The organism is Pseudonocardia wallangbongensis (genome assembly GCF_054486945.1).
In genome coordinates, this window is record NZ_JBRERS010000002.1 from 318,005 (window position 1) to 342,560 (window position 24,556).

Sequence of the window (24,556 nt, forward strand, 5' to 3'; positions counted from 1 at the left end):
ATGGGAGTGCTCGACGGGCGGGTCGCACTCGTCACCGGCGCCAGCCGGGGCATCGGGGCGGCCATCGCGCGGCGGCTCGCCGCCGAAGGGGCCGCCGTCGCGGTCTCCGCGCGCACCACCGCGGCGGGCGAGTCGCGCTTCGCCGGCACGATCGCCGAGACGGCCGCGGCCGTCGAGGCCGCGGGCGGGCGGGCGCTGGCCGTGCGCGCCGACCTGTCCCGCCCGGCCGACCGCGCCGCGCTGGTCGAGCGGGTGGAGGCCGGGCTCGGGCCCGTCGACGTGCTGGTGAACAACGCGGCGGTCACCTGGTTCACGCCGGTCACCGAGTTCTCCGACAAGCGGTTCGCGCTGATGTTCGAGGTGCAGGTGACGGCGCCGTTCGACCTGGCCCGGCGGGTGCTGCCGGGCATGCGTGCGCGGGGCGGCGGCGCGATCCTCAACGTCTCCTCGCGGGCGGCGATCCACCCGCCGGTCACGCGCGCGGGCCGGGGCGGCACCGTCTACGGGATGTGCAAGGCCGCGGTGGAGCGGTTCAGCACCGGGCTCGCGGCCGAGGTGCACGAGGACGGCGTCGCGGTCAACGCGCTCTCGCCCAACCGCGTCGTGCCCACCCCGGGCACGCTCCACCACCACCTCACCAGCGAGGACGACCCGGACGCCGAGCCACCGTCGGTGATGGCCGAGGCCGCGCTCGCACTGTGCCGGCCGAGCGACCCGCTCCTGTCCGGCCGGATCGCCTACTCCCAGGACCTGCTCGCCGAGCTCGGCATCGCCGTCCCGGCATGAGACCGGGCTGGGTGCGGGTCGACTGCCACCTGCACACGGTCGCGTCCGGCGACTCCGTCCTCGGGTTGGAGGAGCTGGCCGACCGCGCCCTCGCGCGGGGCATCGACGTGGTGTTCGTGACCGACCACCACGAGGTCGCCGCGGCCGTCGCCGCGCGGGAGCGCGACCTGGGCGTGCGCATCGAGGTCGGCGAGGAGATCCGGACGCCGGACGGGGAGGTGCTGGGGTTGTTCCTCACCGAGCGGATCCCGTACGTGCTGCCGCTGCCGGAGGTGGTGGCCCGGATCCGCGCGCAGGGCGGGCTCGTCGGGCTCCCGCACGCCTACGACCCGGTGCGCGCCGGCACCGGCGCCGTGGCCGACGGGCTCTGTGCGGCCGGCCAGGTCGACTTCGTGGAGGCGTTCAACGCCAAGGTCGGCGACGCGGAGCACAACGCGGCGGCCGCGGCGTTGGCCGCCCGGCACAGCCTTCCCGCCACCGCGGGCTCGGACGCGCACGACGGGCCCGGCGTGGGCGCCGCGTACGTCGAGATGCCGGCGTTCGACGGTCCCGCGGACTTCCTCGACGCGCTCGGCCGCGGGCGGATCGTCGGTGAGCTCCGGCCGCACGCGCGGCGATTTGCGAGCCTTGACACGCGGCGTGACGTATCGCACGATCGAGAGCGATTCTAGAGCAGGATTCTAACGGTTTCGGCCGCTCGCAGCGCTGCGAGCGCACTGCGCCCCAACGAGGAGGCTGCGTGCCCACCACCGTGCCGACCCCGCAGCCGACCCCGCAGCCCGCCGCTCCGCTGCTGCGGATCGAGGACCTCCACGTCGAGTTCGACACCCCGGACGGCACGGTCGAGGCGGTCGCCGGGGTGGGCTTCACGGTCGGGGCACAGGAGACCGTCGCGGTGGTCGGCGAGTCCGGCTCGGGCAAGACCGTCACCGCGCTCGCCGTGCTCCAACTGCTCGACGGCGGGCGGATCAGCGGCGGCCGGGTGCTCTGGGACGGCACCGACCTCACCGCGGTCGACCGCCGCGCGCTGCGCCGGATCCGGGGCAACGAGATCGCGATGATCTTCCAGGACCCGATGACGTCGCTCGACCCGCTCTACAGCGTGGGTCACCAGATCGTCGAGGCGGTGCGGCTGCACCGCCGGATCGACAAGCGCGCCGCGCGGGAGCGCGCCGTGGAGCTGCTGGAGCAGGTCGGCATGCCCGACCCGCGGCGCAGGCTCGAGGCCTACCCGCACCAGCTCTCCGGCGGGCAGCGGCAGCGCGTGATGATCGCGATCGCGCTGGCGTGCTCGCCCCGGCTGCTCATCGCCGACGAGCCCACCACCGCCCTCGACGTGACGATCGAGGCGCAGATCCTCGAGCTGCTGCGCAGCCTGCAGGTCGAGTACCGCAGCGCGATGCTGCTCGTCACCCACGACATGGGGGTGGTGGCCGAGACGGCCGACCGCGTGGTGGTGTTCTACGCGGGGCAGGTCGTCGAGCAGGGCCCCACGGCCGAGGTGCTGCGCGACCCGCAGCACCCGTACACCGCGGCGCTGCTGGCCGCTGTCCCCAGCCCCGAGTCCGACCGCGCCGAGCCGCTCGCGGCCATCCCGGGGGTCGTCCCGCCGCTGCGGGCGATGCCGTCCGGATGCCGCTTCCACACGCGCTGCGCGATGGCGTGGGACGAGTGCGCGCGCGAGGAGCCCGCGTTGGCGCCCCTGCCGGGCGCACGCTCGGCCCGCTGCCTGCTGCACCGCTCGGGAGCGCCGCTACCGGCGGCCACCGGGAAGGGGGCCTGATGTCCTCGCCCGCGCCCCGGACGCTGCCCGGGGACGTCGCACCCGGCGGCGACCTGCTGGAGGTCGGCGACCTCGTCAAGCACTTCCCGATCACCCGCGGGCTGCTGCGGCGGACCGTCGGGCACGTCCGCGCCGTCGACGGCGTGTCCTTCCGCGTCGCGCCCGGGGAGACCGTCGGGCTGGTCGGCGAGTCCGGTTCCGGCAAGTCCACCGTGGCCCGGCTCGTGCTGCGCCTGCTGGAGCCGACGAGCGGGAGCATCCGCTTCACGGGCCGCGAGATCGGCCACCTCTCGGCGAAGGAGCTGGTGCCGCTGCGCCGGCAGATGTCGATCGTGTTCCAGGACCCGGTGAGCTCGTTCGACCCGCGCATGACGGTCGGCGCGGTGATCACCGAGCCGCTGGAGGCACAGGGCATCTCGTCCGGACGGACGGCCCGGCGGCGTGCCGGCGAGCTCCTGGAGCTGGTCGGGCTCTCGGCAGGCGACCTCGACCGCTACCCGCACCAGTTCTCCGGCGGGCAGGCCCAGCGCATCGGCATCGCCAGGGCGCTGGCCACCGACCCGCGGCTGCTCGTCTGCGACGAGGCCGTGAGCGCCCTGGACGTCTCCGTGCAGGCGCAGGTGCTCAACCTGCTGCGCAGGCTGCAGGCCGAGCTGGGGCTGTCGTACCTGTTCATCGCGCACGACCTCAACGTCGTGCGCTACGTGTCCGACCGGATCTGCGTCATGTACCTCGGGCGCATCGTCGAGCAGGGCCCCGCCGATCAGCTCCTCGCCGACCCGCGCCACCCGTACACGCAGAGCCTCGCCGCCGCGATCGCGGCCGACCCGCGCAGCCCGGTCCGGCGCCGCCGCGGCGTCGTCCGCGGGGAGACGCCGAGCCCGAGCGACCCGCCGCTCGGCTGCCACTTCCACCCGCGCTGCCCGCACGCGTTCGACCCGTGCACCTCCGTCGCGCCGGCGCCCGTCGCGGCGGGCCCGGGCCGCACCGCGTCCTGCCACCTCGTCGGGGAGGCCCGCGGTGCTTGAGTACGTCGTCCGCCGCGGGCTCTACGGGGTGCTCGTCGTCGCGCTCGTCACCGTCTTCGTGTTCCTGACGCTCCGGCTGATCCCCGGCGACGTCGTGCGCCTGCAGCTCGCCGACGCCCCCGGCGTGAGCCCGGAGCAGATCGCCGAGCGCGCCGCGCAGCTCGGCCTCGACCAGCCGCTGCTCGCCCAGCTCTGGCGGTTCGTCGCCGACGCCGCCACCGGCGACTTCGGCACGTCGTTCCAGAGCGGCGAGCCGGTCACCGCGCTCATCGCGGACCGGCTGCCCACCACGCTGCAGCTGGGGGTCATGGCGCTGGTCGTGAGCGTCGTGCTCGGCGTGCCGCTCGGGCTGCTGTCGGCCGTGCGCCAGAACAGCTGGCTCGACCAGGGGCTGCGCGCGGTCTCGGTGGCCGGCCTGTCGATCCCGAACTTCTGGCTGGGGCTGCTGCTCGTCACCTACCTCGCGCTGTGGTTCTCGTGGTCGCCGCCGCTGGTGTACCGCACGCCCGCCGAGGATCTCGGCTCCAACCTGGTGCACATGGCGCTGCCGGCGTTCGCGCTGGGTGTGGCCGGCATGGCCGCGATCGCGCGCATGCTGCGCTCCTCGATGCTGGAGGTGCTGCGCTCGCCGTACATCCGCACGGTGCGGGCCAAGGGCGCGCCGGAACGCACGGTCCTGTTCACCCACGCCGTGCGCAACTCCCTGGTACCGGTCTTCAGCCTGATCGGCCTGCAGGTCGGGCACATCCTCGGCGGCACGGTCATCCTGGAATCGATCTTCGCGATCCCCGGGATGGGGATGCTGATCTTCGAGTCCGTGCAGCTGCGCGACTACCCCGTCGTCCTCGGCTGCGTCGTCGTGTACGGCGCCGTGTTCATCCTGGTCAACCTCGTCGTCGACGTGCTGTACGGCGTCATCGACCCGCGCATCCGCTACGCCTGAGGGGAGTCGGCATGAGTGACGTCACGGCGTCGGTGCCGCTGCCGGCGCGCCGTCCGGCCGGTGGTCGCAGGGCCCGGTGGCTGCTCCGCCGCCAGCCGCTGGGCGCCGTCGCGGGGGTCGTGGTCGTGCTGCTCGTGGTGGCGGCGGCGCTCGCGCCCGTCATCGCGCCCTTCGACCCCACCGCCCAGCACCGCGAGAGCTTCCTCCAGATCCCCGGCGGCCCGTTCCTCATGGGCACCGACGACCTCGGCCGCGACATCTTCAGCCGGGTGCTCTACGGCGCTCGCACGTCGTTGCTCGTCGCGGTGTGCACGCTGGCGGTGGGCGGGGTCCTGGGCGTGGCGATCGGGGTGGTCTCGGGCTACTTCGCGGGCGGCTGGGTCGACACGCTCCTGCAGCGCGTCATGGACACGCTGATGGCGATCCCCGGCATCGTGCTGCTGCTGTTCGTGGCCGCGCTGCTCGGGCCGAGCATCCGCAACACCGTGATCGCGCTCAGCCTGCTCGTGGTGCCCTCGTTCAACCGGGTGGCCCGCGGCGAGATGCTGCGCATCCGCGAGGAGCTCTACATCGACTCGGCGCGCGCCGCCGGCTGCAGCACGTGGCGCATCCTGCGCCGGCACGGGCTGCCCAACCTGCTGGCGCCGATCCTCGTCGTCACCAGCCTCATGTTCGCGATCGTGATCATCGCGGAGTCCGCGCTGAGCTTCCTCGGCATCGGCACCCCGCCGCCCACGCCGTCGTGGGGAGCCATGCTCAGCGACGGCTCCCGCTACATGGAGATCGCCCCGTGGATGGTCGTCTTCCCCGGGGGTGCGCTCACCGTCGCCGTGCTCGCGTTCAACCTGCTCGGCGACGCGCTGCGCGACGTCTTCGACCCGAAGCAGTCCCGCTGAGAATCCGGGGGTCCCCATGCGCTCGTTCCGGCTCGTGATCGCGCTCGTGCTCGTGGCGCTCCTCGGCTCCGCCTGCTTCAGCGCTCCGGGGGGTGGGGGCTCCGGCGCCAGCCTCGACGAGCGCCGCCCGCAGCAGGACGCCGGACCGCCGCAGCCGGGCGGCGTGTTCCGCTACGCGCTGCCGTCCGACGCCCGCTCGCTCGACCCGCACAGCCAGTCGTCGTTCAACACCCACATCGCGATCGGCTCCACCTACTCCAAGCTCGTCGACTTCAAGACCGGGCCGGACATCCCCTACGGCGCGCCGGAGCTGGAAGGCGACCTCGCCGAGAGCTGGGAGACCTCCCCCGACGGGCGCACCTGGACGTTCCACCTGCGGCACGGCGTGCGGTTCCACGACGTGGCTCCGGTGAGCGGGCGCGAGTTCACCTCGCAGGACGTCCTGTGCACGCTCCAGCGGATCCGCGAGCTGCCCGGCCACCAGATCAACCAGATCGCGATGGTGCAGGACGTCACCGCACCCGACCCGTACACGGTGGTCTTCCAGCTCGCCGAGCCCTACGCCGAGTTCGACACCAACCTGGCAGGCCACTTCATGTGGATGCTGCCGTGCGAGGGCACCCGTGGCGAGTTCGACCTCGCCACCACCGCGATCGGCACCGGGCCGTACGTGCTGGAGCGCTGGGAACGCGACCGCGAGCGGGTGCTCACCGCCCACCCCGGCTACTACGTCGAGGGCCAGCCCTACATCGACCGCATCGAGATCTCGATCGTGCCCGACCAGGCCGCCGCGATCGCCGCGTTCCGCACCGGGCAGACCGACTTCCTCAGCGCGCTGACCCTCGACGTCGCCCAGGCCGAGCGCCTCCTCGCCGAGGACCCGGAGGCCGTCCTCCAGCGCGAGCAGGGCCTCACCCAGACCCGCGTGTACATGAACCAGGAACGCGAGCCGTTCGACGACGTGCGCGTGCGCCGCGCCGTCGCACTCGCGGTCGACCGGCAGGGGATGATCGACTCCATCCGTGCGGGAGGGAGCCCGACGGCGGCCGTCACGCCCACCCTGTTCGGCGGTCTCCCGTCCGAGGAGGCCGTGCGGCTGCAGCCGCACGACCCGGAGCGGGCGCGGGCGCTGCTCGCCGAGGCCGGGTTCCCGCAGGGCTTCTCCACCAAGATGATCATCACCGACGGGTACGGCGAGAACGTCGTGCGCGAGGCGCAGTGGGTGCAGCAGGACCTCGCGGAGGTCGGCATCCAGGTCGAGCTCGTCGTGCAGGACTACGCCACGTACTTCACCGAGAGCTTCGCCGGCAAGAACTACGACATGGGCTACGGGCTGCAGACCCCGATGCTCTCCGCCGACGAGTACCTGACCGGCGAGTGGACCTCCGACGGCACCCGCAACTGGTACGGCATCGCCGACCCGGCGCTCGACCAGATGATCGCCGCGCAGCGCGGCGAGCTGGACCGGGCCGCCCGCGAGCAGCAGCTGCACGACATCCAGCGCTACATCATCGAGAACGTGTCCAACCCGGTGCCGCTCTACGTCTACGACGGCCTGTCCATCTACGCGCCCTACCTGCACGACGTGTACCCGCACCCCGACTACGGCACGAGGCACCAGGCGCGGATGTGGCTGGGCCCGGAGGCGCCGGGGCGGGAGTGAGCCCCGCTCACGCGACGAACGGCACTCCCGTCGGTTCGACGAGAGTGCCGTTCGTCCCTCACGGGAGCGCTCAGCCGAGGCCGAGCTTGTCCGAGCAGGCGGGCCAGGCGTTCCAGCCCTGCGCGTCCTGGACGCGCTCGGCCACGGCGATCTGCTGGGCGCGGCTGGCGTTGTGCGCCTTGCCCTCGCCGCCGAAGGCCTTCCAGGTCGACGGCGTGAACTGCAGGCCACCGGAGAAGCCGTTGCCGGTGTTGGCCGACCAGTCACCGCTGCTCTCGCACTGGGCGAGCTTGTCCCAGACGCCGGACGGGGCGGCGTCGGCGGTACCGGCCAGGGCGAGCGGGGCGCCGACGGCGATCGCTCCGGCCACGGCGAGCCGGAGAAGGTGCTTGGACGTGGACGTGCGGGAGCGCAAAGCCATTCTTCGGGTTTCTCCTCGATGGGGGGCGAATGCCTCACGGGGCATCGTCGGCTCACTCAGCAGACCGACCGGAACGACCGTACGTGCAGGTCAGCCGCGTTCGTCAAACACGACTAGCCGGTGAGCCGAATCACGCAAAGCTTCCCCACCGAAAGTAATCATCGCAAATTCGCAGCGCACACCCGAAATCGATCAGCGCGGGGATTCGATCGATATCTTCGATATCAGCTCGTGATGGAGATGCGCTTCACACGGCGATCATGCGCCCGTGTGAGCGGTAACACCGTGGGCCGCGGCGTCAGCGCGTGATCGCGTCCAGGGCCAGCCCCACATCGGCGACCAGGTCCTCGGAGTCCTCGCAGCCCGCCGAGAAACGCAGCATGCCGGGCGCCACGGCGTCGCCCCAGCGCTGCCTGCGGTCGGCGGTGCTGCGCAGGCCGCCGAAGCTCGTGGCCGAGCCGACCAGCCGGGATGCGGCGAGGAACTCACCCACGGCCGACTCCGATGCGAGCGTGAACCGCAGCACGCCGTTCCAGCGGCGCATCTGGCGGGCCGCCACGGCGTGGGCCGGATCGGCCGGGTCGCCGGGCCAGCGCACATCGGCCACCGCGGGGTGGGCGCGCAGGACGGGGACGAGCGCGGCGGCGTTGCGGGCCTGCCGGTCCAGCCGCAGGTCGAGGGTGGCGAGGCCGCGGTGGGCGAGCCACGCCTCCATCGGCCCGGGCACCGCGCCGCCCCGCGAACGCGACTCGCGCAGGCGCGCCACCAGCCCGGGATCGCGCGCGCTGACGTGGCCGAGCACCACGTCGCCGTGCCCGGCGAGCGCCTTGGTGTCGGAGGCGATCACCAGGTCGGCACCGAGCTCGAGGGGGCGCTGCCCCAGCGGCGTCGCGGTCGTGTTGTCGACGGCGAGCAGTGCGCCGACCGCGTGGGCGGCCGCCGCGGCCGCGGCGATGTCGGTGACCTCGAGACCGGGGTTCGACGGCGTCTCGAGCAGCACGAGCGCCGCCCCGTCGAGCGGTGGGAGCGGCGCGGCCGTCGGCGTCTCGCGGACCTCGACGCCCAGTGGCGCCAGCTCCCCGTACGCGAGGGCGCGGGCGAGGTAGTAGCCGTCGGAGGGCAGCACGATCGCGCCGTCCCGGCCGGCCGGCCGCAGGACGGCGGAGATGGCGGCCATCCCGGACGCGAAGAGCACGCACTCGCCGCCGTCGAGCTCCCCGATCGCGGTCTCGAGCGCCCGCCAGGTCGGGTTGTCGGCACGCCCGTAGGAGTCGGCCGGGGTGGGGTCGCCCGGAAGGCCGAGCTGGAAGGTCGACGAGAGCACGGGCCCCGGATGCATCGGCGCCCCCGGCGCGCCGGTCTCGTGTCCCCCGTGGACGCACCGCGTGCCGTCACCGATCACGCCGGCACCCTACGTCCCGCCGGACTTCACACACCGCGCACCGGCGCTCGATGTGTGAAGTCGCCCTACTCCGGTCGGGGAGCCCGGCTGATCAGTTCCTTGCCCATCTCCGATGCGGAGAGGCCCTCGTGGCAGACCCTCCGGACCGCGTCGGCGATCGGGAGCTCCACCCCGAGGCGCTCGCCCAGGGCGCAGATGCTCTTGCAGCTCTTCACGCCCTCCGCGATCTGCCCGTGGTTGCCCGCCTCCGCCTGGGCGAGGGAGTCGCCGCGGCCGAGGTGCTCGCCGAAGGTCCGGTTGCGCGACAGCGGGGAGGAGCAGGTGGCCACGAGATCACCGAGCCCGGCCAGGCCGGCGAACGTCAGCGGGTCGGCGCCGAGCTCGACGCCCAGCCGCGCCGTCTCGGCGAGCCCGCGCGTGATCAGCGACGCCCTGGTGTTGTCGCCGAAGCCCATGCCGGCGGCGATGCCGCACGCCAGCGCGATGACGTTCTTGCCGGCGCCGCCCAGCTCGCAGCCGATGACGTCGGTGTTGGTGTAGGAGCGGAAGTAGCCGGTGGTGCACGCCTGTTGCAGCGCGACCGCGCGGTCGTGGTCGGCGCACGCGATCACGGTGGCGGTGGGCTCCTCGGCGGCGATCTCCCGGGCGAGGTTCGGCCCGGACACCACCGCGACCCGTTCCGCCGGCGCGCCGGCGACCTCGGCGATCACCTCGCTCATCCGCAGCAGCGTGCCCAGCTCCACGCCCTTCGCGAGGCTCACCAGCGTGCCTTCCGGCGGCAGCAGGTCGCGCCAGCCCGCGAGGTTGGCCCGCAGCGTCTGCGACGGCACGGCGAAGACGACCGCATCGGCCCCCTCGAGGGCCTCGGCGGGGTCCGCGGTGGCCGTCAGCAGCCCCGGGAGCGCGATCCCGGGGAGGTAGTCCGGGTTGGCGTGGCGCTCGTTCACCGCGGCGGCCACCTCGGGACGGCGCGCCCACAGCCGCACGTCCCGCCCGGCGTCGGCCATCACCTTCGCGAACGTCGTGCCCCACGAGCCGGCACCGAGCACCGCGACGCGACGCACCGTCACGAGGCCGTCCTCCGGTAGAACTCCTCGGGGGCGGGCTCGCCGCGCACCGTGGCGAGCAGGTCGCGCACCCTCGTCATGATCAGGTCGGTGACCTCACGCAGGAGCGCGGCGTCGACCGGGCGGTCGCGGTAGGCGGAGAGGTCGATGGGCTCCGCGCACCGCACGATGATCGGCTTCCGCGGCAGCGGCCGGAACTTCCTGTTGTAGCCGTCCAGCACCTCGCGCGTGCCCCAGTGGACGAAGGGCACCACCGGCACACCGGCCGACAGCGCCAGCCGGGCGACGCCGGTGCGCGCCTGCATCGGCCAGCCGTCGGGATCGCGGGTGATCGTGCCCTCGGGGTAGATCACGACGACCTTGCCCTCCTGCAGCGCGCGCGTGCCGTCGCGCAGACTCTGCTGCGCGTCGGCCGAGTCCCGGTAGACCGGGATCTGCCCGCTCCCGGCGAGCGCCCAGCCGAGCACCGGCGCGCGCCACAGGCTGTGCTTGGCGAGGAACCGCGGAACCCGGCCGGCCCGGTGCACCACGAGCCCGCTGAAGATCGGGTCGAGGTGGGAGACGTGGTTCGCGACCATCAGCGCGCCGCCGGACCGGGGAACGTGTTCCTTGCCCTCGAACCGGGAGCGGGCAACCAGCCAGCTGATCGGGTAGAAGAAGATCGCGCAGAACGCGATCCAGAACCCGCCCCTCTCACGCCTGACCACGACCCAGAGTGTTCCTGGCTCGGTCCCCGAGGTCCACCACCGGGTCAGGCACGATGGAGGGGTGACCTCGACCGTGGACCTCGTCGTCCCCGTGAAGCCGCTCGCCAAGGCGAAGTCCCGGCTCCGTGGTGCCGCCGACGGCGGTATCGGCTCCCCCCGCGCGCACGCCCGGCTGGCGATGGCGCTCCTGCGCGACACGATCGACGCGGTCCGGGCGGCCCCCGCAGTCCGGCGCCTGCTGGTGGTCAGCTCCGACCCGGTCGTGGCCGCCGAGCTGGGCGTCTTCGGCATCGAGGTGGCGCCGGACGGCCCGGTGCCCGGCCTCAACCCGGCGTACGGGCGCGGCGCCGCCCTGCTGCGCGGGCAGGACCCCGCCACGGCCGTCGGCGCGCTGCAGGCGGACCTCCCCGCCCTGCGCCCCGACGAGCTCGACGAGGCGATCGCCGCCGCGATCACGCTGTTCGACGCGGGTGTGCAGCGGGCCTTCGTCGCCGACGCCGAAGGCACCGGCACCACGTTCCTGCTCGCCGCGCCCGGCACCGCGCTCGACCCGCGGTTCGGGGTGGGCTCCGCCCGCGAGCACGAGCGCTCCGGCGCCCACCCCCTCGCCGGGGAGTGGCCCGGCCTGCGCCGCGACGTGGACACGGCCGCCGACCTGCGGGAGGCGGCCGACCTCGGCCTGGGCGAGCACACGAGCCGCGCGCTCACCCCAATCCCCGGCTGCGGTCCTCCCTGCAGGCGATGACCCCGTCGGGCCGGACGAGCACCCGGCGCCCGGCGTACACGGCGTCCCACCGGGCCCGGTGGTCGGGGTGCACGTCCGCGCGCGTGACCGCACCGTCCGGGACGAGGGTGCAGGTCGTCGGGTCGAACAGGTCGAGGAGGCTCCGCCCGCCGCCGAGGTTGACGTGCGGCGCCCGGGTGCCGGGCTCACCGCTCGGGGTGGCGGGGTCCTCGACCAGGGCGCCGGCCGCGGGCGGGTAGCGGAACCCCAGCACGATGGCGGCGGCGTCGATCTGGTCCGGTGGCGGCGGCTGCCCGGGGGTCTTGCGGGACCGCAGGAGCGCCTGCGCCACGGTGAGCTCGGCGATCGGGAGCCGTTCGTCCTGGTAGGTGTCGAGGACGCCGGCCGGTGCGGAACCGCGGCAGGCGGCGGCCAGCTTCCAGGCGAGGTTGTGCGCGTCGGCGACACCGGTGTTCCCGCCGAACCCGCCGTAGGGCGGCATGACGTGGGCGGCGTCCCCGACGAGGAACAGCCGACCGTGGCGGAACCGGTCGGCGACCCACGCGCCCGTGCTCCAGGTCTGCACGCTCTCGACCACCGGATCGAGGTCCGGCAGCCCGGTGGCCGTCCGCACGGCGTCCCGCAGGTGCATCACCAGGTCGGCGCGGTCCCACCCCGGGCGCAGGTGGGTGCCGAGCTGCCACGTCCGGTCGGCCGGGTCGCCCCGGGCGAACAGGAACGCCTCCGCCGAGCGGCACATGATCGCGCCGACGTGGCGCCCACGGAGCGCGGGCCCGAGGTCGGCCCGGAAGAGCGCGCTGACCGCGGTGCCCGCCACCGGCTCGCCGTGCATCCCGATCCCGAGCCGCCGGCGCAGGGCGCTGCGGGCGCCGTCCGCAGCGATCGCGTAGCGCGCCCGCACCGTGCTCGTCCCGGCCGGGCCGCGCAGGCGTGCCGACACGTCGCCGTCCCCGACGACGAGCCCCTCGACCGCCGTGGCGAACCGCAGGTCCGCGCCGAGCTCGGCGGCCCGGCGCCGCAGGACGGGCTCGATCCGCTGCTGGTCGCACGAGTACGGCCGGCTCGGGCTGACGTCCTCGGCCACCGACGTCTCCTCCGGGGGAGGGGCCACCCACACGTCGTGCTCGTCGGCCACGGTGGCGGCCACCACGAACCCCGCGTTCGGCTCGCCTGCCGCGAGGATGTCGTCCTCGACGCCCAGCGCGCGGTAGATCTCCATCGACCGGACGTTCACCAGCCGCGCCTTGGGGTGCAGCGACGTCGCCGGGTGGCGTTCGGCGACGACCACGCGGGTGCCGTGCAGGGCCAGGAGGGCCCCGGCGGTGAGACCGGCCAGCCCGCCGCCCACCACCAGCACGTCGGTCTCGACGTCCGCCATCAGTGCCGCCACGGGTTGCGCGTCCGCGCCCGTGCGGGGGTGTCCACGACGTCGTCGGCGAGCGAGGTCACCAGGCGCGACAGCTGTGCGGCGAACGTCGCCACCTCCTCGTCCGGCCATCCCTCGAGGTGCCGCGCGAAGCGCCGCGTCAGGTCGGCGCGGAACCGCGCACGCTCGCGGTGCCCCTCGTCGGTCAGCTCGATCACGTACGAGCGGCCGTCCGCCGCGTCGCCGACCCGCTGCACGAGGCCGGCCCCGGCCAGCTCCCCGACGGCCCGGGTGATCGACTGCGGCGGCACGCCCAGCTCCGCGGCCGCGGCGGAGGGACGCACGGGCTGCTGGGAGGCCAGGTTCAGCAGTCCCAGTGCCACCGGTCCCGGTTCGGACGCGGCAGCGGCGCGCTGCTGGATGCGGGCGACCCGGTGCAGGTCGCGGACGATCGACCAGACCTGATTACTTCCTTCCACGCAGGAAGTATATTGCAACCCACAGTTCACCTCGATGTCGGCCGCCGCCACGAACACATCACGGCCCGCGTGGGGAACAATCGCTACGTGGGTGACGACGTGCGCAGGACTCAGACGAACGGCAAGGGCGAGGTCACCACTCCCCGCCGGACCCGGACCGGGCGCACCGCCCCCCGACCGTCCACCCGCCGCGTCAGTCCGGCCGGCAGTGCCGGCGCCGGCGGGGCGGTCTCCACCGCGGCCCGCGAGCACCCCGGCCCGGCGGCGCCGCCCACCGGAGCCCGCGCGGCCAACCCGCCGTCGGCCGCCGCCGTGCCGGTGAGCCCGCCCGCACGCACGCCCGCGCCCGTCTCGGAGCTGCCCGACGACCGCTACCTCAACCGCGAGCTGTCGTGGCTGGACTTCAACGCCAGGGTGCTGGCGCTGGCCGAGGACGAGAGCCAGCCGCTGCTGGAACGCGCCAAGTTCCTGGCGATCTTCGCGTCCAACCTCGACGAGTTCTACATGGTCCGCGTCGCCGGCCTGAAGCGCCGCGACGAGACGGGGCTCGCCGTCCGCAGCGCCGACGGCCTCTCCCCGCGCGAGCAGCTGGCCCGCATCGCGACTCGCACGCAGGCCATCCAGGAGGCGCACGCGCGCCTGTTCCTCGACCACGTCCGTCCCGAGCTGCAGGCGCGGGGGATCCGCATCCTGCGCTGGGCCGACCTGACCGACGACCAGCACGCCCGCCTGTCGGCCTACTTCTCCGCCCAGGTGTTCCCCGTGCTCACGCCGCTGGCGGTCGACCCGGCCCACCCGTTCCCGTACATCTCGGGGCTCTCGCTGAACCTCGCCGTCACCGTCCGCGACCCGGACGGGCGCACCGAGCGGTTCGCGCGCGTCAAGGTGCCCAACAACGTGCCGCGGCTCGTGCGCGTCGACACCGACGACGACGGGGTCACCTTCCTGCCGATCGAGGACCTCATCTCCGCGCACCTCGGCGAGCTGTTCACCGGGGTCGAGGTGGCCGAGGTGCACGCGTTCCGGGTCACCCGCAACGCCGACCTCGAGGTCGAGGAGGACCGCGACGAGGACCTCCTGCAGTCGCTCGAGCGCGAGCTCGCGCGCCGCCGGTTCGGCCCGCCGGTACGCCTCGAGGTCACCGACACGATGAGCGACCACGTGCTGGAGCTGCTCCTGCGCGAGCTCGACGTCGACCCGCACGACGTCGTCACGGTGCCCGGCCTGCTCGACCTCACCGCGCTCTGGGCCGTGCACTCGGTGGACCGGCCCGACCTCAAGGACGACCCGTGGGTGCCGGCCACCCACCCGGCGTTCGCCGACCGCGAGACCCCGCGCAGCGTGTTCGCCACCCTCCGCGAGGGCGACGTGCTGGTCCACCACCCCTACGACTCGTTCTCCACGAGCGTGCAGCGCTTCATCGAGCAGGCCGCCGAGGACGAGGACGTCCTCGCGATCAAGCAGACGCTCTACCGCACGTCCGGCGACTCCCCCATCGTCGACGCCCTCATCGACGCGGCCGCGGCCGGCAAGCAGGTCGTCGCGCTCGTGGAGATCAAGGCGCGGTTCGACGAGCAGGCCAACATCCGCTGGGCCCGTGAGCTGGAGAAGGCGGGCGTGCACGTCGTCTACGGGCTGGTCGGGCTGAAGACCCACTGCAAGACCTCGCTCGTGGTGCGCCAGGAGGGTTCCACGATCCGCCGCTACTGCCACGTGGGCACCGGCAACTACAACCCCAAGACCGCCCGGCTCTACGAGGACATCGGCGTGCTCACCGCCGACCCGACGATCGGTGCCGACCTCACCGACCTGTTCAACTCGCTCACCGGCTACTCCCGCCAGACCTCCTACCGCAGCCTGCTCGTGGCGCCCTACGGGGTGCGGCGGGGGATCGTGCGGCGCATCGAGGACGAGATCGAGGCCAAGCGCGAGGGCCGGGAGGCCGGCATCCGCATCAAGGTCAACTCGCTGGTGGACGAGCAGGTGATCGATGCGCTGTACCGGGCCTCCCAGGCGGGCGTGCCGGTGGACGTCGTGGTCCGCGGCATCTGCGCGCTGCGGCCCGGCCGGCCCGGGCTGTCGGAGAACATCCGGGTGCGCTCGATCCTCGGCCGTTTCCTCGAGCACTCCCGCGTCTTCCACTTCGTCGACGCCGACGAGTACTGGATCGGCAGCGCCGACATGATGCACCGCAACCTCGACCGCCGGGTCGAGGTGCTCCTCCGCGTGGCCGACCCGCGCCTCGCCGCCAAGCTCGGGGAGATGTTCGACTCCTGCCTCGACCCGGCCACCCGCTGCTGGACGCTGCACGCCGACGGCCCGTGGGAGCCGTCGCCGCCACCGGAGGCGGACGTCTCGCACGTGCGCGACCACCAGGCCGAGATGATGATGCTCCGCCACGCCGCCGCCTCGGCGACGGACGCCGAGTGACTGCGCTGCGGATGATGGAGCCCACCGCGGCGGACGTCCTGGCCGCCGGTGCCGTCCTGTGGCGCCACGGCGCGCACGGCGTGGAGATCGGGCTCGTGCACCGCCCGAAGTACGACGACTGGTCGTTCCCGAAGGGCAAGCTCGACGCGGGCGAGACGATGCCCTTCGCCGCCGTCCGCGAGATCGCCGAGGAGACCGGCCAGGTGTCGCGGCTCGGCCCGGTGCTCGGCGACGTCCGCTACGCCGTGCCGGAGGGCGGCAAGCTCGTGCGGTACTGGGCGGCCGAGGCGCGGGGCGGCGGGTTCACGCCGGGAGACGAGACCGACGAGCTGCGCTGGCTGGACGCCGCAGCGGCCGAGGAGCTGCTGTCCTACTCGCACGACCTCGACATCCTGCACCGGTTCGCGCACGTCGGTCCGCCGGTCTCGGTGATCGCGCTCGTCCGGCACGCGAAGGCGGGGAGCCGCAGCCAGTGGGACGGCGACGACGAGCTGCGTCCCCTCTCCGGCTCCGGCCAGGAGCAGGCGCGGCACCTCGACGGGCTGCTGGGGCTGTTCGGGCCCGACCGCGTGACCTCCGTGCCTGCGGTGCGCTGCCGCGACACCGTCGCCCCCCTCGCCGGCCGCTTGGCGCTTCCCATCGGCGAGGAGCCCCTGCTCGGCGAGGGCACCTACCAGGACGACCCGGCGGCCGGCCTCGCCCGCATCCACGCGATGGCCGGCGTCCCGGGCGTCACCGTCGCGTGCAGCCAGGGCGGCGTGGTCCCCCACCTCGTCCGGGCCCTCGCCACCGGCGCCCGCCTGCCCGGCGTGGACCCCGACGACGTCCCGGCCCGCAAGGGCAGCACCTGGCTGCTCACGTTCGGGCCCGAGGCCGCGCTCCGCGCCGCCGACTACTACGAGCACCCCACGGGCTGAGGGCCCGGCCGGCTGGCTGGCCGGCAGTGGGCGGCGGCCGCCTGGCCGTCACGTCAGGAGCAGCGGCGCGTCCCAGACGTCCGGGCCGATGGTGCCGGGGTGGTTCGCGAACGTCGCCAGCACGAGGGCGACGCCCGCCGCACCCTGGAGCAGGCCAGGCTCGTCCACGCCGATCCGGCGCCCGGAACGCGTCCGGTGCCCGTGCCGGAAGCCGAACGGCGCCGTCCGGTCGAAGTCGTAGAGCACGCGCTGCGCGAGGAGGCCGACCACGGAGAGCAGCACGGGGTCGGGGTCGCGTTCGGTGACCCGCAGGACGACCTGCAGCAGGCCGGCGGCCCCGTGGCAGATGGTCGGCCCGACGAGGCCGGTCTCGGACCACGGGCGCAGGGCGGCCCCCCGCAGCGCCGCCACCGCCACCGCGCACAGCTGCGCGTCGCCGAGCACGGTGCCGGCCAGGTGCAGGGCCCGGGCGACGCCGGCGGTCCCGTAGCACCAGGCCGCCTTGGCGGCCCCCGGGACGAGCGGTTCGTCCCCGGCCTCCTGCGCGAACCCGATCCGGGACGGCCACAGCGGACCGGCCTCGTCGGCGACGGCACGGCGCAACAGCCAGTCGGCGATGACGCGCATCGCGTCGGGCATGCCCTCCACCCGGTGCCCCCGCTCGTGGGCCACGGCCATCAGCGCCAACGGCCCGGCGATCCCGTGCGCGAGGCCGACGTCCAGGTAGCCGTGCGGGTACTCGGCGGGGTCGTCGGCGCGGCACCACCAGCCCGGCACGGGCCCACCGGGCGCGGCGACCGGGCGGGTGCACGCGACGAGGTGGCCGAGCGTGGTGTGGAGCGCTTCGGCGCTGCGCTCGTCGCCCAGTGCCAGCAGGAGCCTGCCCGTGCCGGCGAGCCCGCTCACCACGTCGTAGTCCGAGACCGCGAGGCCCGGGCCGTCCTCCGCGGCCCGCCGGGCCTGCGCCGCGACCCGCTCCTCGCACGCCGCCGACACCGCGTGCGCCAGCGTGCGCAGGAGCTTCGGGTAACCGCCGTGGACGCTTCCGTGCAGGACCGCCGCGGGCACCAGGTCGGCGCCCGCCCCGCTCGCGGCGGCCGCCAGGTGGGCGTGGGTGGCCGCCGCCCACGACGGGTCGGCGACCGACATCGTCGCGTGCAGCAGCGCGACACCGGGGTGGCCGAGCAGCAGCGAGGACGGGCCCCACGCCGGGTGCCCCGCCGGGCGCCGGGCGCGGCGGGCGGCGGTGGCGACCGGCTCTGGGGAGCGGAGCCGGTCGGCCACCTCCGTCGCGACGTCGATCGCACGCCGGCGCAGGTCGGGCGGGACGGCGAGCGGCAGCGCGGTCATCGCCCGTACCTCGCCCTTCCCGCCCGGACGGCCAGCGCCCGGTGCAGGAGGGCGTAGACGCCGCGCTCGCGGGCGTGGTCGACGCCGAGAAGGCGGTTGCAGTGCATGTGCGTGAGGCTCGCGGCGATGTGCGCCCGCCGTCCGGGAGGGCATCCGGTGCGTTCGAGCGCGGCGGCGTACGCCGCGAGTGCGTTCGCTCGCCGCGCGCGGAGCGCGTCATCCGGTACGCCGGGGAGCGGGCCCGCCACCTGCCTGCGCCGCGCCGCCGGCACCGCCCGGCGGTCGGCCACCGGCACCGCGGCGGCGAACCGGTCGGCGAGCCCGCCGGACGGGTCGAAGCCGAGCAGCAGGTCGTGCACGCTCGCCGCGGCCCGCACGTCGGCGTCGTCGCCGTCCGGGTCCCAGGCGAGGGCCAGCACGCTGTCGGCGTGGAAGGCCCGCTCGGCGTCGGCCATCGCCTCCGGCCCCCCGTAGCGCTCGACCTCGGGGTCGTACGCGTCGAGTGACGCCGAGGTCAACAGCCCGTCCTGGCGCAGCCGGTTCGCCCAGGCGTGCAGGCGCGGCAGCAGCTCGCCCCACAGCCCGTCCGGCTTGCCGCGGAACCGCAGCCGCAGGTGCGGCTCGGGATCGCGGTAGCGGACGAAGAACCAGCCGTCGACGCCGGCCGCGGCGAGCGCGGCGTCGTCCACCAGTTCGGGCAGCCGGGAACGCAGCACGGCCCGCTGCGCCTGCTCCGTCGCGTGGAGCTTCGCGTAGAGCCATTCCCCACCGGGCAGCTGGAGCAGGTCCGCCTCGCGCCGCCGCACCGTCCCGGCCACGGCCGGCGCCGCGGCCTCCGTACGCCTGCCCAGCAGCTGGAACACCACCTCGCAGGTGTGCGTCCCGCGGGGCCCGCGCAGCCAGCCCGCGTCGGACGGCGCCTCCAGCACCACGAGCCCGGGGTGCCGGCGCAGCTCGTCGCGGAACACCAGCCGGTGCAGCGGGTCGTCGAGGTCGACCGGGACGTGGTTGTCGGCGACGGTCAGCCGGACGTGCCGGGGCACGTCCCAGCGCTCCCGCCACTCGGCGAGGCGCCGGTCCGACCGGTCCGCCCCACGCAGCCCGCGTGGCGGCGACCAGCGGGCAGGAGCGAGCACGGTGCGGCCGTGCCGGACGCGGGGCAGGTACGGGGCGGCGGCGAGCGCACCCCAGCTCCACGGCAGGCACTGGGGGGTGTCCTGCGCGCCCAGCTCCAGCAGGAACCTCGCCACCGGGGGAACGTGCCCGCTGCGCGGGTTGAGCATCGAGCCGGGCACGGGGGCGATCCGCGTGCCGTCGTCGACGTCCACGACGTGGAGCCGGTCGGTGGTGGCGGTGACCGCGAGCCGGTGCAGCGGCAGGTCGGTCACGGAGGCGTCGGCCGTGCCCGGTGCGAGCGGGATGCGCAGGGGCAGTCGCTGCGGGACCGCCGCGACGTTCGCCGAGCGCGGCACGAGCGGGCGGTAGGCGACCTGCGCGGCCCGCACGCCGTCCGCCGGCGCGCCGGCCCGGACCAGCCCCGTCAGCTCGGCATCCAGCTCGGGGAGCAGGGGCGCGAACCGGGCCACGGTGGTGCCGGCGAGCGCCGAGCCGAGGCTCTGCCCCACGACGAGGCGGAAGTCGCCCGCGCACAGCTCGTCCCACCCGTCGGCGAGCACCTCGGCGCACAGCTCCATGGACGGCGGGGCGGGCTCGTCCCGCGCGAGCCGCTCGACGAGGGCGTCGTCGAGCACGATCTCGGTGCGCCGCTCGCGGACCGCGGTGAGGAGCTCGGCGGCGAGGACCGCCATGCGCTCCTCGTCCTGGTCCGGACCGGACGGCGGTTCGTCCCACCGCGGCAGGCCGAGGCCGGTGCCGCCCAGCAGCTCGGTGACGGGCACGGCGCGCTCGGTGCCGTACCGCTCGAGGAACCGCTCGTGGTAACCCGGCAGCCACGCGGCGGTGACCGGGGTGGACAGGCGCCACAGCACGGTGGCGGCGCGCTCGGCCTCGCGGGCCACCTCGACGGGGAGCGTGAGGTCCACGTCGAGGCGCAGGTCGGTCCGCACCGGCGAGGCGCCGTCGTCGTCGTGCAGCTCCCGCATCCGCGCGGCGACCCGCCTCCCGGCGCGCAGGTCGCCGTCGATCCCGCGCAGCGCCCCGAAGAGCTCGTGCGCGTCACCGCCCACCGCGAGCACGTGCCGGAGGGGATCGGCGCAGTCCGCGGGTGGGTCGAGGTCGGTGAGCAGCGCGTCGAGGTCGACGAGCCGGCACAGCACCGGCTCGAGCGTCCGCCGGTCGACCCCGAAGCGCCCGGCGAGGCCGGCCAGGAGCTCGGTCCAGCGAACCGGGGCGCCGGTCGCTTCCAGCGCGGCGGCGACGATCGGGGTCAGCCGGATCGAGGTCTCCCGCCGGGCCCCCGGGTCCGCCGTCCGCGCCGGCAGCAGCAGCCGTCCGTCGCGCACGGACCGGACCGGGTTGGCGACGACGCTCGCCCGCGCCAGGACCGCGGGCACGCTCCGCACTCCTGCGAGCAGCGCATCGAGCCAGGCCGCGTCCGGCCGGCCGGACGCCCGGTGCCGGTCCCCCGCGCGCAGCGCCGGGTTCTCACCGAACCGCACGGGCGCGACGCCGGCGAAGAGCCCGAACGGGGTCGCCCGGCCGGTCAACCGCAGGTGGTACTTGGTGAGCGCGATGAGCGCCCGGTGCAGATCCTTCGCCTTCGCCGGTGCGCCGGCAGCGATCGCCCGGACGTCACGCGCGAGGCTCGGGCTGGCGGAGTCGACCGCCTCCAGGAGCTGTCCGTCCGCCGCGAGAGCGACCAGGCGCTCCCGCTCGTCGGGCACCTCGGGCAGAAGGGCCGTCCGGCCGGGCCGGCGCGGCGCGGCCGCGGCCCGCAACAGGCCCACGGCTGCGCTCTCGAAGGCCGAGTCGCGCCGGACCGGCCGGACGGGCGTCATCACTTCTGGCAGGGCCAGTAGATCGTGGTGCAGATGTCGGTCACGCCGGTCTTCTGCGCGGACATCTGCGGCTCCACGACGACGGCGACCTCGATGTCCAGGTCGAAGTCGGCGGGGGCGAGCGTCTCGGTCGGCATCAGGCTGCTCCGATCGTCGGTGACGGGTTTTCGCGGTACCGCGCCCATCACACTAAGGATCGTTCAACGATCCGACAAGATGTTGATCCTTCGATCCTCGCGAGCTAGGGTGTCGCAGGCGCACGAAGAGGCGGGGCCGCGCGCATGCACGGCCCCGCCTCCATCCGAGGTGAGAGCTACTTCTTCGACTTGGCCTTCTTGGACTTGCCGTCCTTGGCCTTGCCACGGTCCTTCTCGGCCTTGGCGTCCTTGCTCCTCGCGCCCTTGGTCCCGACCGCGGTCCGGACCGCCTTGCCGTTCGTGGCCTTGCCCCGCTTGGCGGGCGCCTCGACGGCGGGCTCCGCCGCGACCGGCGCCGGCGCGGAAGCACTCGGCTTCGCCGCCCCGCCGACCGCCGCGCGGAACCCGGCACCGGGCCGGAAGGCCGGCACGGTGGTGGCCGGCACGGCCACGGCGGCGCCGGTGCGCGGGTTGCGCGCGGTGCGGGCGGCCCGGGCACGACCCTCGAAGACCCCGAACCCGGTGAGCGTCACCGACTCACCGGAGCGGACCCTGTCGACGATGGTCTCGAGCAGCCCATCGACGGCTGCCGCGGCGGTGCGCCGGTCCCCGAGGCGCTCGGTGAGCGCGTCCACGAGCTGCGTCTTGTTCATACACCCACGGTAGAAGGGTGTGCCCGGCCGCCCGAAGCGGCACGCCGGTCAGACCTGCGCGGTGGTGGGCAACCGTCCCGGACGGGTGACCTCGAACGCGGTGATCTCGTCGACGTGACGCATCGTGAGCCCGATGTCGTCCAGGCCCTCCAGCAGCCGCCAGCGGGTGTAGTCGTCGATCTGGAACGGGACCGTGAGGTCGCGCGCGTGCACGGTCTTCTCCTCGAGGTCGACCGTGACCTCGACGCCCGGCTCGTTCTCCAGCAGCTTCCACAGCAACTCGACGTCCGGCTGCGCGACCTGCGCCGCGACCAGGCCCTGCTTGGCCGAGTTGCCGCGGAAGATGTCGCCGAACCGGGCGGCGATCACCACGCGGAACCCGTAGTCCATGAGCGCCCAGACCGCGTGCTCGCGCGACGAGCCCGTGCCGAAGTCGGGCCCTGCGACCAGCACCGATCCCTGCGAGAACGGCTCCTGGTTGAGGATGAAGTCCGCGTTCGCCCGCCAGGCCGCGAACAGGCCGTCCTGGAACCCGGTGCGCGTGACGCGCTTGAGGTAGACGGCCGGGATGATCTGGTCGGTGTCGACGTTGGACCGGCGCAGCGGCACGCCGATGCCGGTGTGGGTGCGGAACGCTTCCATCAGGCCAGGTCCTCCGGGCTGCTCAGGGTGCCGCGCACCGCCGTGGCCGCGGCCACCAGCGGGGACACCAGGTGCGTGCGGCCGCCCTTGCCCTGGCGGCCCTCGAAGTTGCGGTTGGACGTGGACGCGCTGCGCTCACCGGGCGCGAGCTGGTCGGGGTTCATGCCGAGGCACATCGAGCAGCCCGCCGAGCGCCACTCGGCACCGGCCTCCCGGAACACGTCGTCGAGGCCCTCCGACTCGGCCTGGAACCGCACCCGCATCGAACCCGGCACCACCAGCATCCGGACACCGTCGGCCACCTTGCGGCCCTTGATGACGTCGGCGGCGGCGCGCAGGTCCTCGATCCGGCCGTTGGTGCAGGAGCCGACGAACACCGTGTCGACGTGGATGTCCCGCAGCGGCATCCCGGCCTGCAGCCCCATGTAGGTCAGGGCCTTCTCGGCGGTGACGCGCTCGTTCTCGTCGACGATCTTCTCCGGGTCCGGCACCTTCGCCCCGAGCGGCAGGCCCTGGCCGGGGTTGGTGCCCCAGGTGACGAACGGGGTGAGCGCGTCGCCGTCGATGTCGACCTCGGCGTCGAACGCCGCGTCGTCGTCGGTGCGCAGCTCGCGCCACGCGGCCACGGCCGCGTCCCAGTCGGCGCCCTTCGGCGCGCGGTCGCGGCCCTTCAGGTAGTCGAAGGTGGTCTCGTCGGGAGCGATCATGCCGGCCCGGGCGCCCGCCTCGATCGACATGTTGCAGACCGTCATCCGGGCCTCCATCGAGAGGTTCTCGATGACGTTGCCGCGGTACTCCAGCACATAGCCCTGGCCGCCGCCGGTGCCGATCTGCGCGATGATCGCCAGCACGACGTCCTTGCTCGTGACGCCCGGACGGAGCTTCCCGTCCTTCGAGCTGACGTTGATCGCCATGGTCTTGAACCGCTTGAGCGGCAGCGTCTGCGTGGCCAGCACGTGCTCGACCTCGGACGTGCCGATGCCGAACGCCATGGCGCCGAACGCGCCGTGCGTGGAGGTGTGGCTGTCGCCGCAGACGACCGTGAGGCCGGGCTGGGTGAGCCCCAGCTGCGGGCCGACGACGTGCACGATGCCCTGCTCGGCGTGGTTCATCGGGTAGAGCGGCACCCCGAACTCGGCGCAGTTCTTGCGCAGCGTCTCCACCTGCGTGCGCGAGACCGGGTCCGCGATCGGGAGGTTGGTGTCCACCGTGGGCACGTTGTGGTCCTCGGTGGCGACCGTGAGGTCGGGCCTGCGCACCCCGCGCCCGGCGAGGCGGAGCCCGTCGAACGCCTGCGGGCTGGTGACCTCGTGCACCAGGTGCAGGTCGATGTAGAGGAGATCGGGCTCCTGTCCCTCACCCTTGCGGACCAGGTGCTGGTCCCAGACCTTCTCGGCCAGCGTGCGTGAGTTCCCCACGGCTGCAGCCTCCTCGCTGGACGTCTCACATTTCGGGAAGTTAGTATCGGCTCGTGAGACAGCATAGCGGCATCGGTGTGCTCGACAAGGCCATGGGGGTGCTGCGGGCCACCGCCGCCGAGCCCTGCGGCCTCGCGGAACTGTGCGAACGCACCGGGCTGCCCCGGGCCACCGCCCACCGGCTCGCCGTCGGCCTGGAGGTGCACGGTCTCCTCCACCGCGGCGCCGACGGCCGCTGGCGCCCCGGCCCGGCTCTCGCGGAGCTCGCCGCCGGGGGCGTCGACCCGCTGCTGGAGGCCGCGGGCGCCGTGCTCCCGCGGCTGCGCGACATCACGGGCGAGAGCGTGCAGCTCTACCGCCGCGACGGCACCCACCGCATCTGCATCGCCGCCGCCGAACCCACGAGCGGCCTGCGCGACACCGTGCCGGTGGGCACGCGCCTGCCGATGACGGCCGGCTCCGGCGCGAAGGTGCTGGCGGCGTGGGCCGAACCGGCCGTCCAGCGCGCCGTGCTCGCCGAGGCCACGTACGGCGACCGCGTGCTGGTCGACGTCCGCAGGCGCGGGTGGGCGCAGAGCGTGGCGGAGCGCGAGTCCGGCGTCGCGAGCGTCTCGGCGCCGGTGCGCGACAGCACGGGCCAGGTCGTAGCAGCCGTCTCGGTGTCCGGTCCGGTCGACCGCATCGGCCGCCGCCCCGGCGTGCGATGGGCCGCCGACCTGCTGGCCGCCGCGGAAGCGCTACAACACCGCCTCTAGGAGTGACGCTG

23 protein-coding genes are annotated in these 24,556 nt (G+C 74.4%); 11 read left to right on the forward strand and 12 right to left on the reverse strand.

Annotated elements, in window-relative coordinates:
• The 7 genes from ACU436_RS07770 (at position 1) to ACU436_RS07800 (ending at position 7,099) form a co-directional block, all read left to right on the forward strand.
• On the forward strand, positions 1 to 786 hold the full coding sequence (locus ACU436_RS07770; protein ID WP_459023112.1) for an SDR family NAD(P)-dependent oxidoreductase: 786 nt from the start codon (positions 1 to 3) through the stop codon (positions 784 to 786).
• Complete coding sequence (locus ACU436_RS07775) at positions 783 to 1,457, forward strand: PHP-associated domain-containing protein (RefSeq protein ID WP_459023113.1); 675 nt, start codon at positions 783 to 785, stop codon at positions 1,455 to 1,457. The genes ACU436_RS07770 and ACU436_RS07775 overlap by 4 nt, the downstream gene beginning before the upstream one ends.
• Positions 1,458 to 1,525: 68 nt before the next feature.
• Positions 1,526 to 2,569 carry an ABC transporter ATP-binding protein gene (locus ACU436_RS07780; protein ID WP_459023115.1) on the forward strand — a complete coding sequence of 348 codons (1,044 nt, stop codon included), beginning with the start codon at positions 1,526 to 1,528 and terminating at the stop codon, positions 2,567 to 2,569.
• On the forward strand, positions 2,569 to 3,597 hold the full coding sequence (locus ACU436_RS07785) for an ABC transporter ATP-binding protein (RefSeq protein ID WP_459023117.1): 1,029 nt from the start codon (positions 2,569 to 2,571) through the stop codon (positions 3,595 to 3,597). The genes ACU436_RS07780 and ACU436_RS07785 overlap by 1 nt, the downstream gene beginning before the upstream one ends.
• Complete coding sequence (locus ACU436_RS07790) at positions 3,590 to 4,540, forward strand: ABC transporter permease (protein WP_459023119.1); 951 nt, start codon at positions 3,590 to 3,592, stop codon at positions 4,538 to 4,540. The genes ACU436_RS07785 and ACU436_RS07790 overlap by 8 nt, the downstream gene beginning before the upstream one ends.
• An 11-nt stretch (positions 4,541 to 4,551) precedes the next feature.
• Entirely contained in the window at positions 4,552 to 5,436 is an 885-nt protein-coding gene (locus ACU436_RS07795; RefSeq protein ID WP_459023121.1) for an ABC transporter permease, read from the forward strand.
• Between the two features lie 16 nt (positions 5,437 to 5,452).
• Positions 5,453 to 7,099 (forward strand): ABC transporter substrate-binding protein, encoded by a 1,647-nt coding sequence (locus ACU436_RS07800; protein WP_459023123.1) that lies wholly within the window; start codon positions 5,453 to 5,455, stop codon positions 7,097 to 7,099.
• A 70-nt stretch (positions 7,100 to 7,169) separates the two neighbouring features.
• On the opposite strand, the gene ACU436_RS07805 is transcribed toward ACU436_RS07800, so the two are convergent.
• From ACU436_RS07805 to ACU436_RS07820, 4 genes are all read right to left on the reverse strand, one after another.
• On the reverse strand, positions 7,170 to 7,520 hold the full coding sequence (locus ACU436_RS07805) for a transglycosylase family protein (RefSeq protein WP_459023125.1): 351 nt from the start codon (positions 7,518 to 7,520) through the stop codon (positions 7,170 to 7,172).
• 298 nt (positions 7,521 to 7,818) lie between these two features.
• Entirely contained in the window at positions 7,819 to 8,922 is a 1,104-nt protein-coding gene (locus tag ACU436_RS07810) for a cystathionine gamma-lyase (protein WP_459023127.1), read from the reverse strand.
• A gap of 65 nt (positions 8,923 to 8,987) precedes the next feature.
• Positions 8,988 to 9,986: an NAD(P)H-dependent glycerol-3-phosphate dehydrogenase gene (locus ACU436_RS07815; protein WP_459024285.1), complete on the reverse strand. Its 999-nt coding sequence runs from the start codon at positions 9,984 to 9,986 to the stop codon at positions 8,988 to 8,990.
• A gap of 2 nt (positions 9,987 to 9,988) precedes the next feature.
• Positions 9,989 to 10,696 carry a lysophospholipid acyltransferase family protein gene (locus ACU436_RS07820; RefSeq protein ID WP_459023129.1) on the reverse strand — a complete coding sequence of 236 codons (708 nt, stop codon included), beginning with the start codon at positions 10,694 to 10,696 and terminating at the stop codon, positions 9,989 to 9,991.
• 61 nt (positions 10,697 to 10,757) lie between these two features.
• Here ACU436_RS07820 and cofC point away from each other — a divergent pair, with 61 nt between their 5' ends.
• Positions 10,758 to 11,441, forward strand: a complete 684-nt coding sequence (gene cofC, locus ACU436_RS07825; RefSeq protein ID WP_459023130.1) for a 2-phospho-L-lactate guanylyltransferase — start codon at positions 10,758 to 10,760, stop codon at positions 11,439 to 11,441.
• Here the strand turns inward: cofC and ACU436_RS07830 are convergent.
• Positions 11,401 to 12,819 carry an FAD-dependent monooxygenase gene (locus ACU436_RS07830; RefSeq protein WP_459023132.1) on the reverse strand — a complete coding sequence of 473 codons (1,419 nt, stop codon included), beginning with the start codon at positions 12,817 to 12,819 and terminating at the stop codon, positions 11,401 to 11,403. The genes cofC and ACU436_RS07830 overlap by 41 nt on opposite strands.
• Positions 12,819 to 13,286, reverse strand: a complete 468-nt coding sequence (locus ACU436_RS07835; RefSeq protein WP_459023134.1) for a MarR family winged helix-turn-helix transcriptional regulator — start codon at positions 13,284 to 13,286, stop codon at positions 12,819 to 12,821. The genes ACU436_RS07830 and ACU436_RS07835 overlap by 1 nt, the downstream gene beginning before the upstream one ends.
• 87 nt (positions 13,287 to 13,373) lie before the next feature.
• Here ACU436_RS07835 and ACU436_RS07840 point away from each other — a divergent pair, with 87 nt between their 5' ends.
• Both ACU436_RS07840 and ACU436_RS07845 read left to right on the forward strand, forming a co-directional pair.
• The gene (locus ACU436_RS07840) at positions 13,374 to 15,716 is read left to right on the forward strand and encodes an RNA degradosome polyphosphate kinase (RefSeq protein ID WP_459023136.1); all 2,343 of its coding nucleotides are present in this window, start codon (positions 13,374 to 13,376) and stop codon (positions 15,714 to 15,716) included.
• Complete coding sequence (locus ACU436_RS07845) at positions 15,713 to 16,633, forward strand: NUDIX hydrolase (RefSeq protein ID WP_459023138.1); 921 nt, start codon at positions 15,713 to 15,715, stop codon at positions 16,631 to 16,633. The genes ACU436_RS07840 and ACU436_RS07845 overlap by 4 nt, the downstream gene beginning before the upstream one ends.
• Positions 16,634 to 16,681: 48 nt before the next feature.
• Here the strand turns inward: ACU436_RS07845 and ACU436_RS07850 are convergent, their stop codons facing one another.
• The 6 genes from ACU436_RS07850 to leuC form a co-directional block, all read right to left on the reverse strand.
• Entirely contained in the window at positions 16,682 to 17,983 is a 1,302-nt protein-coding gene (locus ACU436_RS07850; RefSeq protein WP_459023140.1) for a lanthionine synthetase C family protein, read from the reverse strand.
• Entirely contained in the window at positions 17,980 to 20,940 is a 2,961-nt protein-coding gene (locus ACU436_RS07855; protein ID WP_459023142.1) for a lantibiotic dehydratase, read from the reverse strand. Before ACU436_RS07855 ends, ACU436_RS07850 begins: the two co-directional genes overlap by 4 nt.
• On the reverse strand, positions 20,940 to 21,077 hold the full coding sequence (locus tag ACU436_RS07860) for an FDLD family class I lanthipeptide (protein ID WP_459023144.1): 138 nt from the start codon (positions 21,075 to 21,077) through the stop codon (positions 20,940 to 20,942). Before ACU436_RS07860 ends, ACU436_RS07855 begins: the two co-directional genes overlap by 1 nt.
• Before the next feature lie 176 nt (positions 21,078 to 21,253).
• On the reverse strand, positions 21,254 to 21,730 hold the full coding sequence (locus ACU436_RS07865) for an HU family DNA-binding protein (RefSeq protein ID WP_459023146.1): 477 nt from the start codon (positions 21,728 to 21,730) through the stop codon (positions 21,254 to 21,256).
• A 48-nt stretch (positions 21,731 to 21,778) separates the two neighbouring features.
• Positions 21,779 to 22,372, reverse strand: coding sequence for a 3-isopropylmalate dehydratase small subunit (gene leuD / locus ACU436_RS07870; protein WP_459023148.1), 594 nt, complete (start codon positions 22,370 to 22,372; stop codon positions 21,779 to 21,781).
• A complete protein-coding gene (leuC, locus tag ACU436_RS07875; protein ID WP_459023150.1) occupies positions 22,372 to 23,790 on the reverse strand; it encodes a 3-isopropylmalate dehydratase large subunit in 1,419 nt (472 codons plus the stop codon). The genes leuD and leuC overlap by 1 nt, the downstream gene beginning before the upstream one ends.
• A 53-nt stretch (positions 23,791 to 23,843) precedes the next feature.
• On the opposite strand from leuC, the gene ACU436_RS07880 reads away from it, so the two are divergent.
• Positions 23,844 to 24,545, forward strand: a complete 702-nt coding sequence (locus tag ACU436_RS07880; protein ID WP_459023151.1) for an IclR family transcriptional regulator — start codon at positions 23,844 to 23,846, stop codon at positions 24,543 to 24,545.
• Positions 24,546 to 24,556 lie beyond the last annotated feature (11 nt).

Bases quoted from the DNA above. Each gene is read 5' to 3' on its own strand.
- ACU436_RS07770 (WP_459023112.1), top strand. From the start codon at position 1: ATGGGAGTGCTCGACGGGCGGGTCGCACTCGTCACCGGCGCCAGCCGG.
- ACU436_RS07775 (WP_459023113.1), top strand. From the start codon at position 783: ATGAGACCGGGCTGGGTGCGGGTCGACTGCCACCTGCACACGGTCGCG.
- ACU436_RS07785 (WP_459023117.1), top strand. From the start codon at position 2,569: ATGTCCTCGCCCGCGCCCCGGACGCTGCCCGGGGACGTCGCACCCGGC.
- ACU436_RS07795 (WP_459023121.1), top strand. From the start codon at position 4,552: ATGAGTGACGTCACGGCGTCGGTGCCGCTGCCGGCGCGCCGTCCGGCC.
- ACU436_RS07800 (WP_459023123.1), top strand. From the start codon at position 5,453: ATGCGCTCGTTCCGGCTCGTGATCGCGCTCGTGCTCGTGGCGCTCCTC.
- ACU436_RS07805 (WP_459023125.1), bottom strand. From the start codon at position 7,520: ATGGCTTTGCGCTCCCGCACGTCCACGTCCAAGCACCTTCTCCGGCTC.
- ACU436_RS07830 (WP_459023132.1), bottom strand. From the start codon at position 12,819: ATGGCGGACGTCGAGACCGACGTGCTGGTGGTGGGCGGCGGGCTGGCC.
- ACU436_RS07850 (WP_459023140.1), bottom strand. From the start codon at position 17,983: ATGACCGCGCTGCCGCTCGCCGTCCCGCCCGACCTGCGCCGGCGTGCG.
- ACU436_RS07855 (WP_459023142.1), bottom strand. From the start codon at position 20,940: ATGACGCCCGTCCGGCCGGTCCGGCGCGACTCGGCCTTCGAGAGCGCA.
- ACU436_RS07860 (WP_459023144.1), bottom strand. From the start codon at position 21,077: ATGCCGACCGAGACGCTCGCCCCCGCCGACTTCGACCTGGACATCGAG.
- ACU436_RS07865 (WP_459023146.1), bottom strand. From the start codon at position 21,730: ATGAACAAGACGCAGCTCGTGGACGCGCTCACCGAGCGCCTCGGGGAC.
- leuD (WP_459023148.1), bottom strand. From the start codon at position 22,372: ATGGAAGCGTTCCGCACCCACACCGGCATCGGCGTGCCGCTGCGCCGG.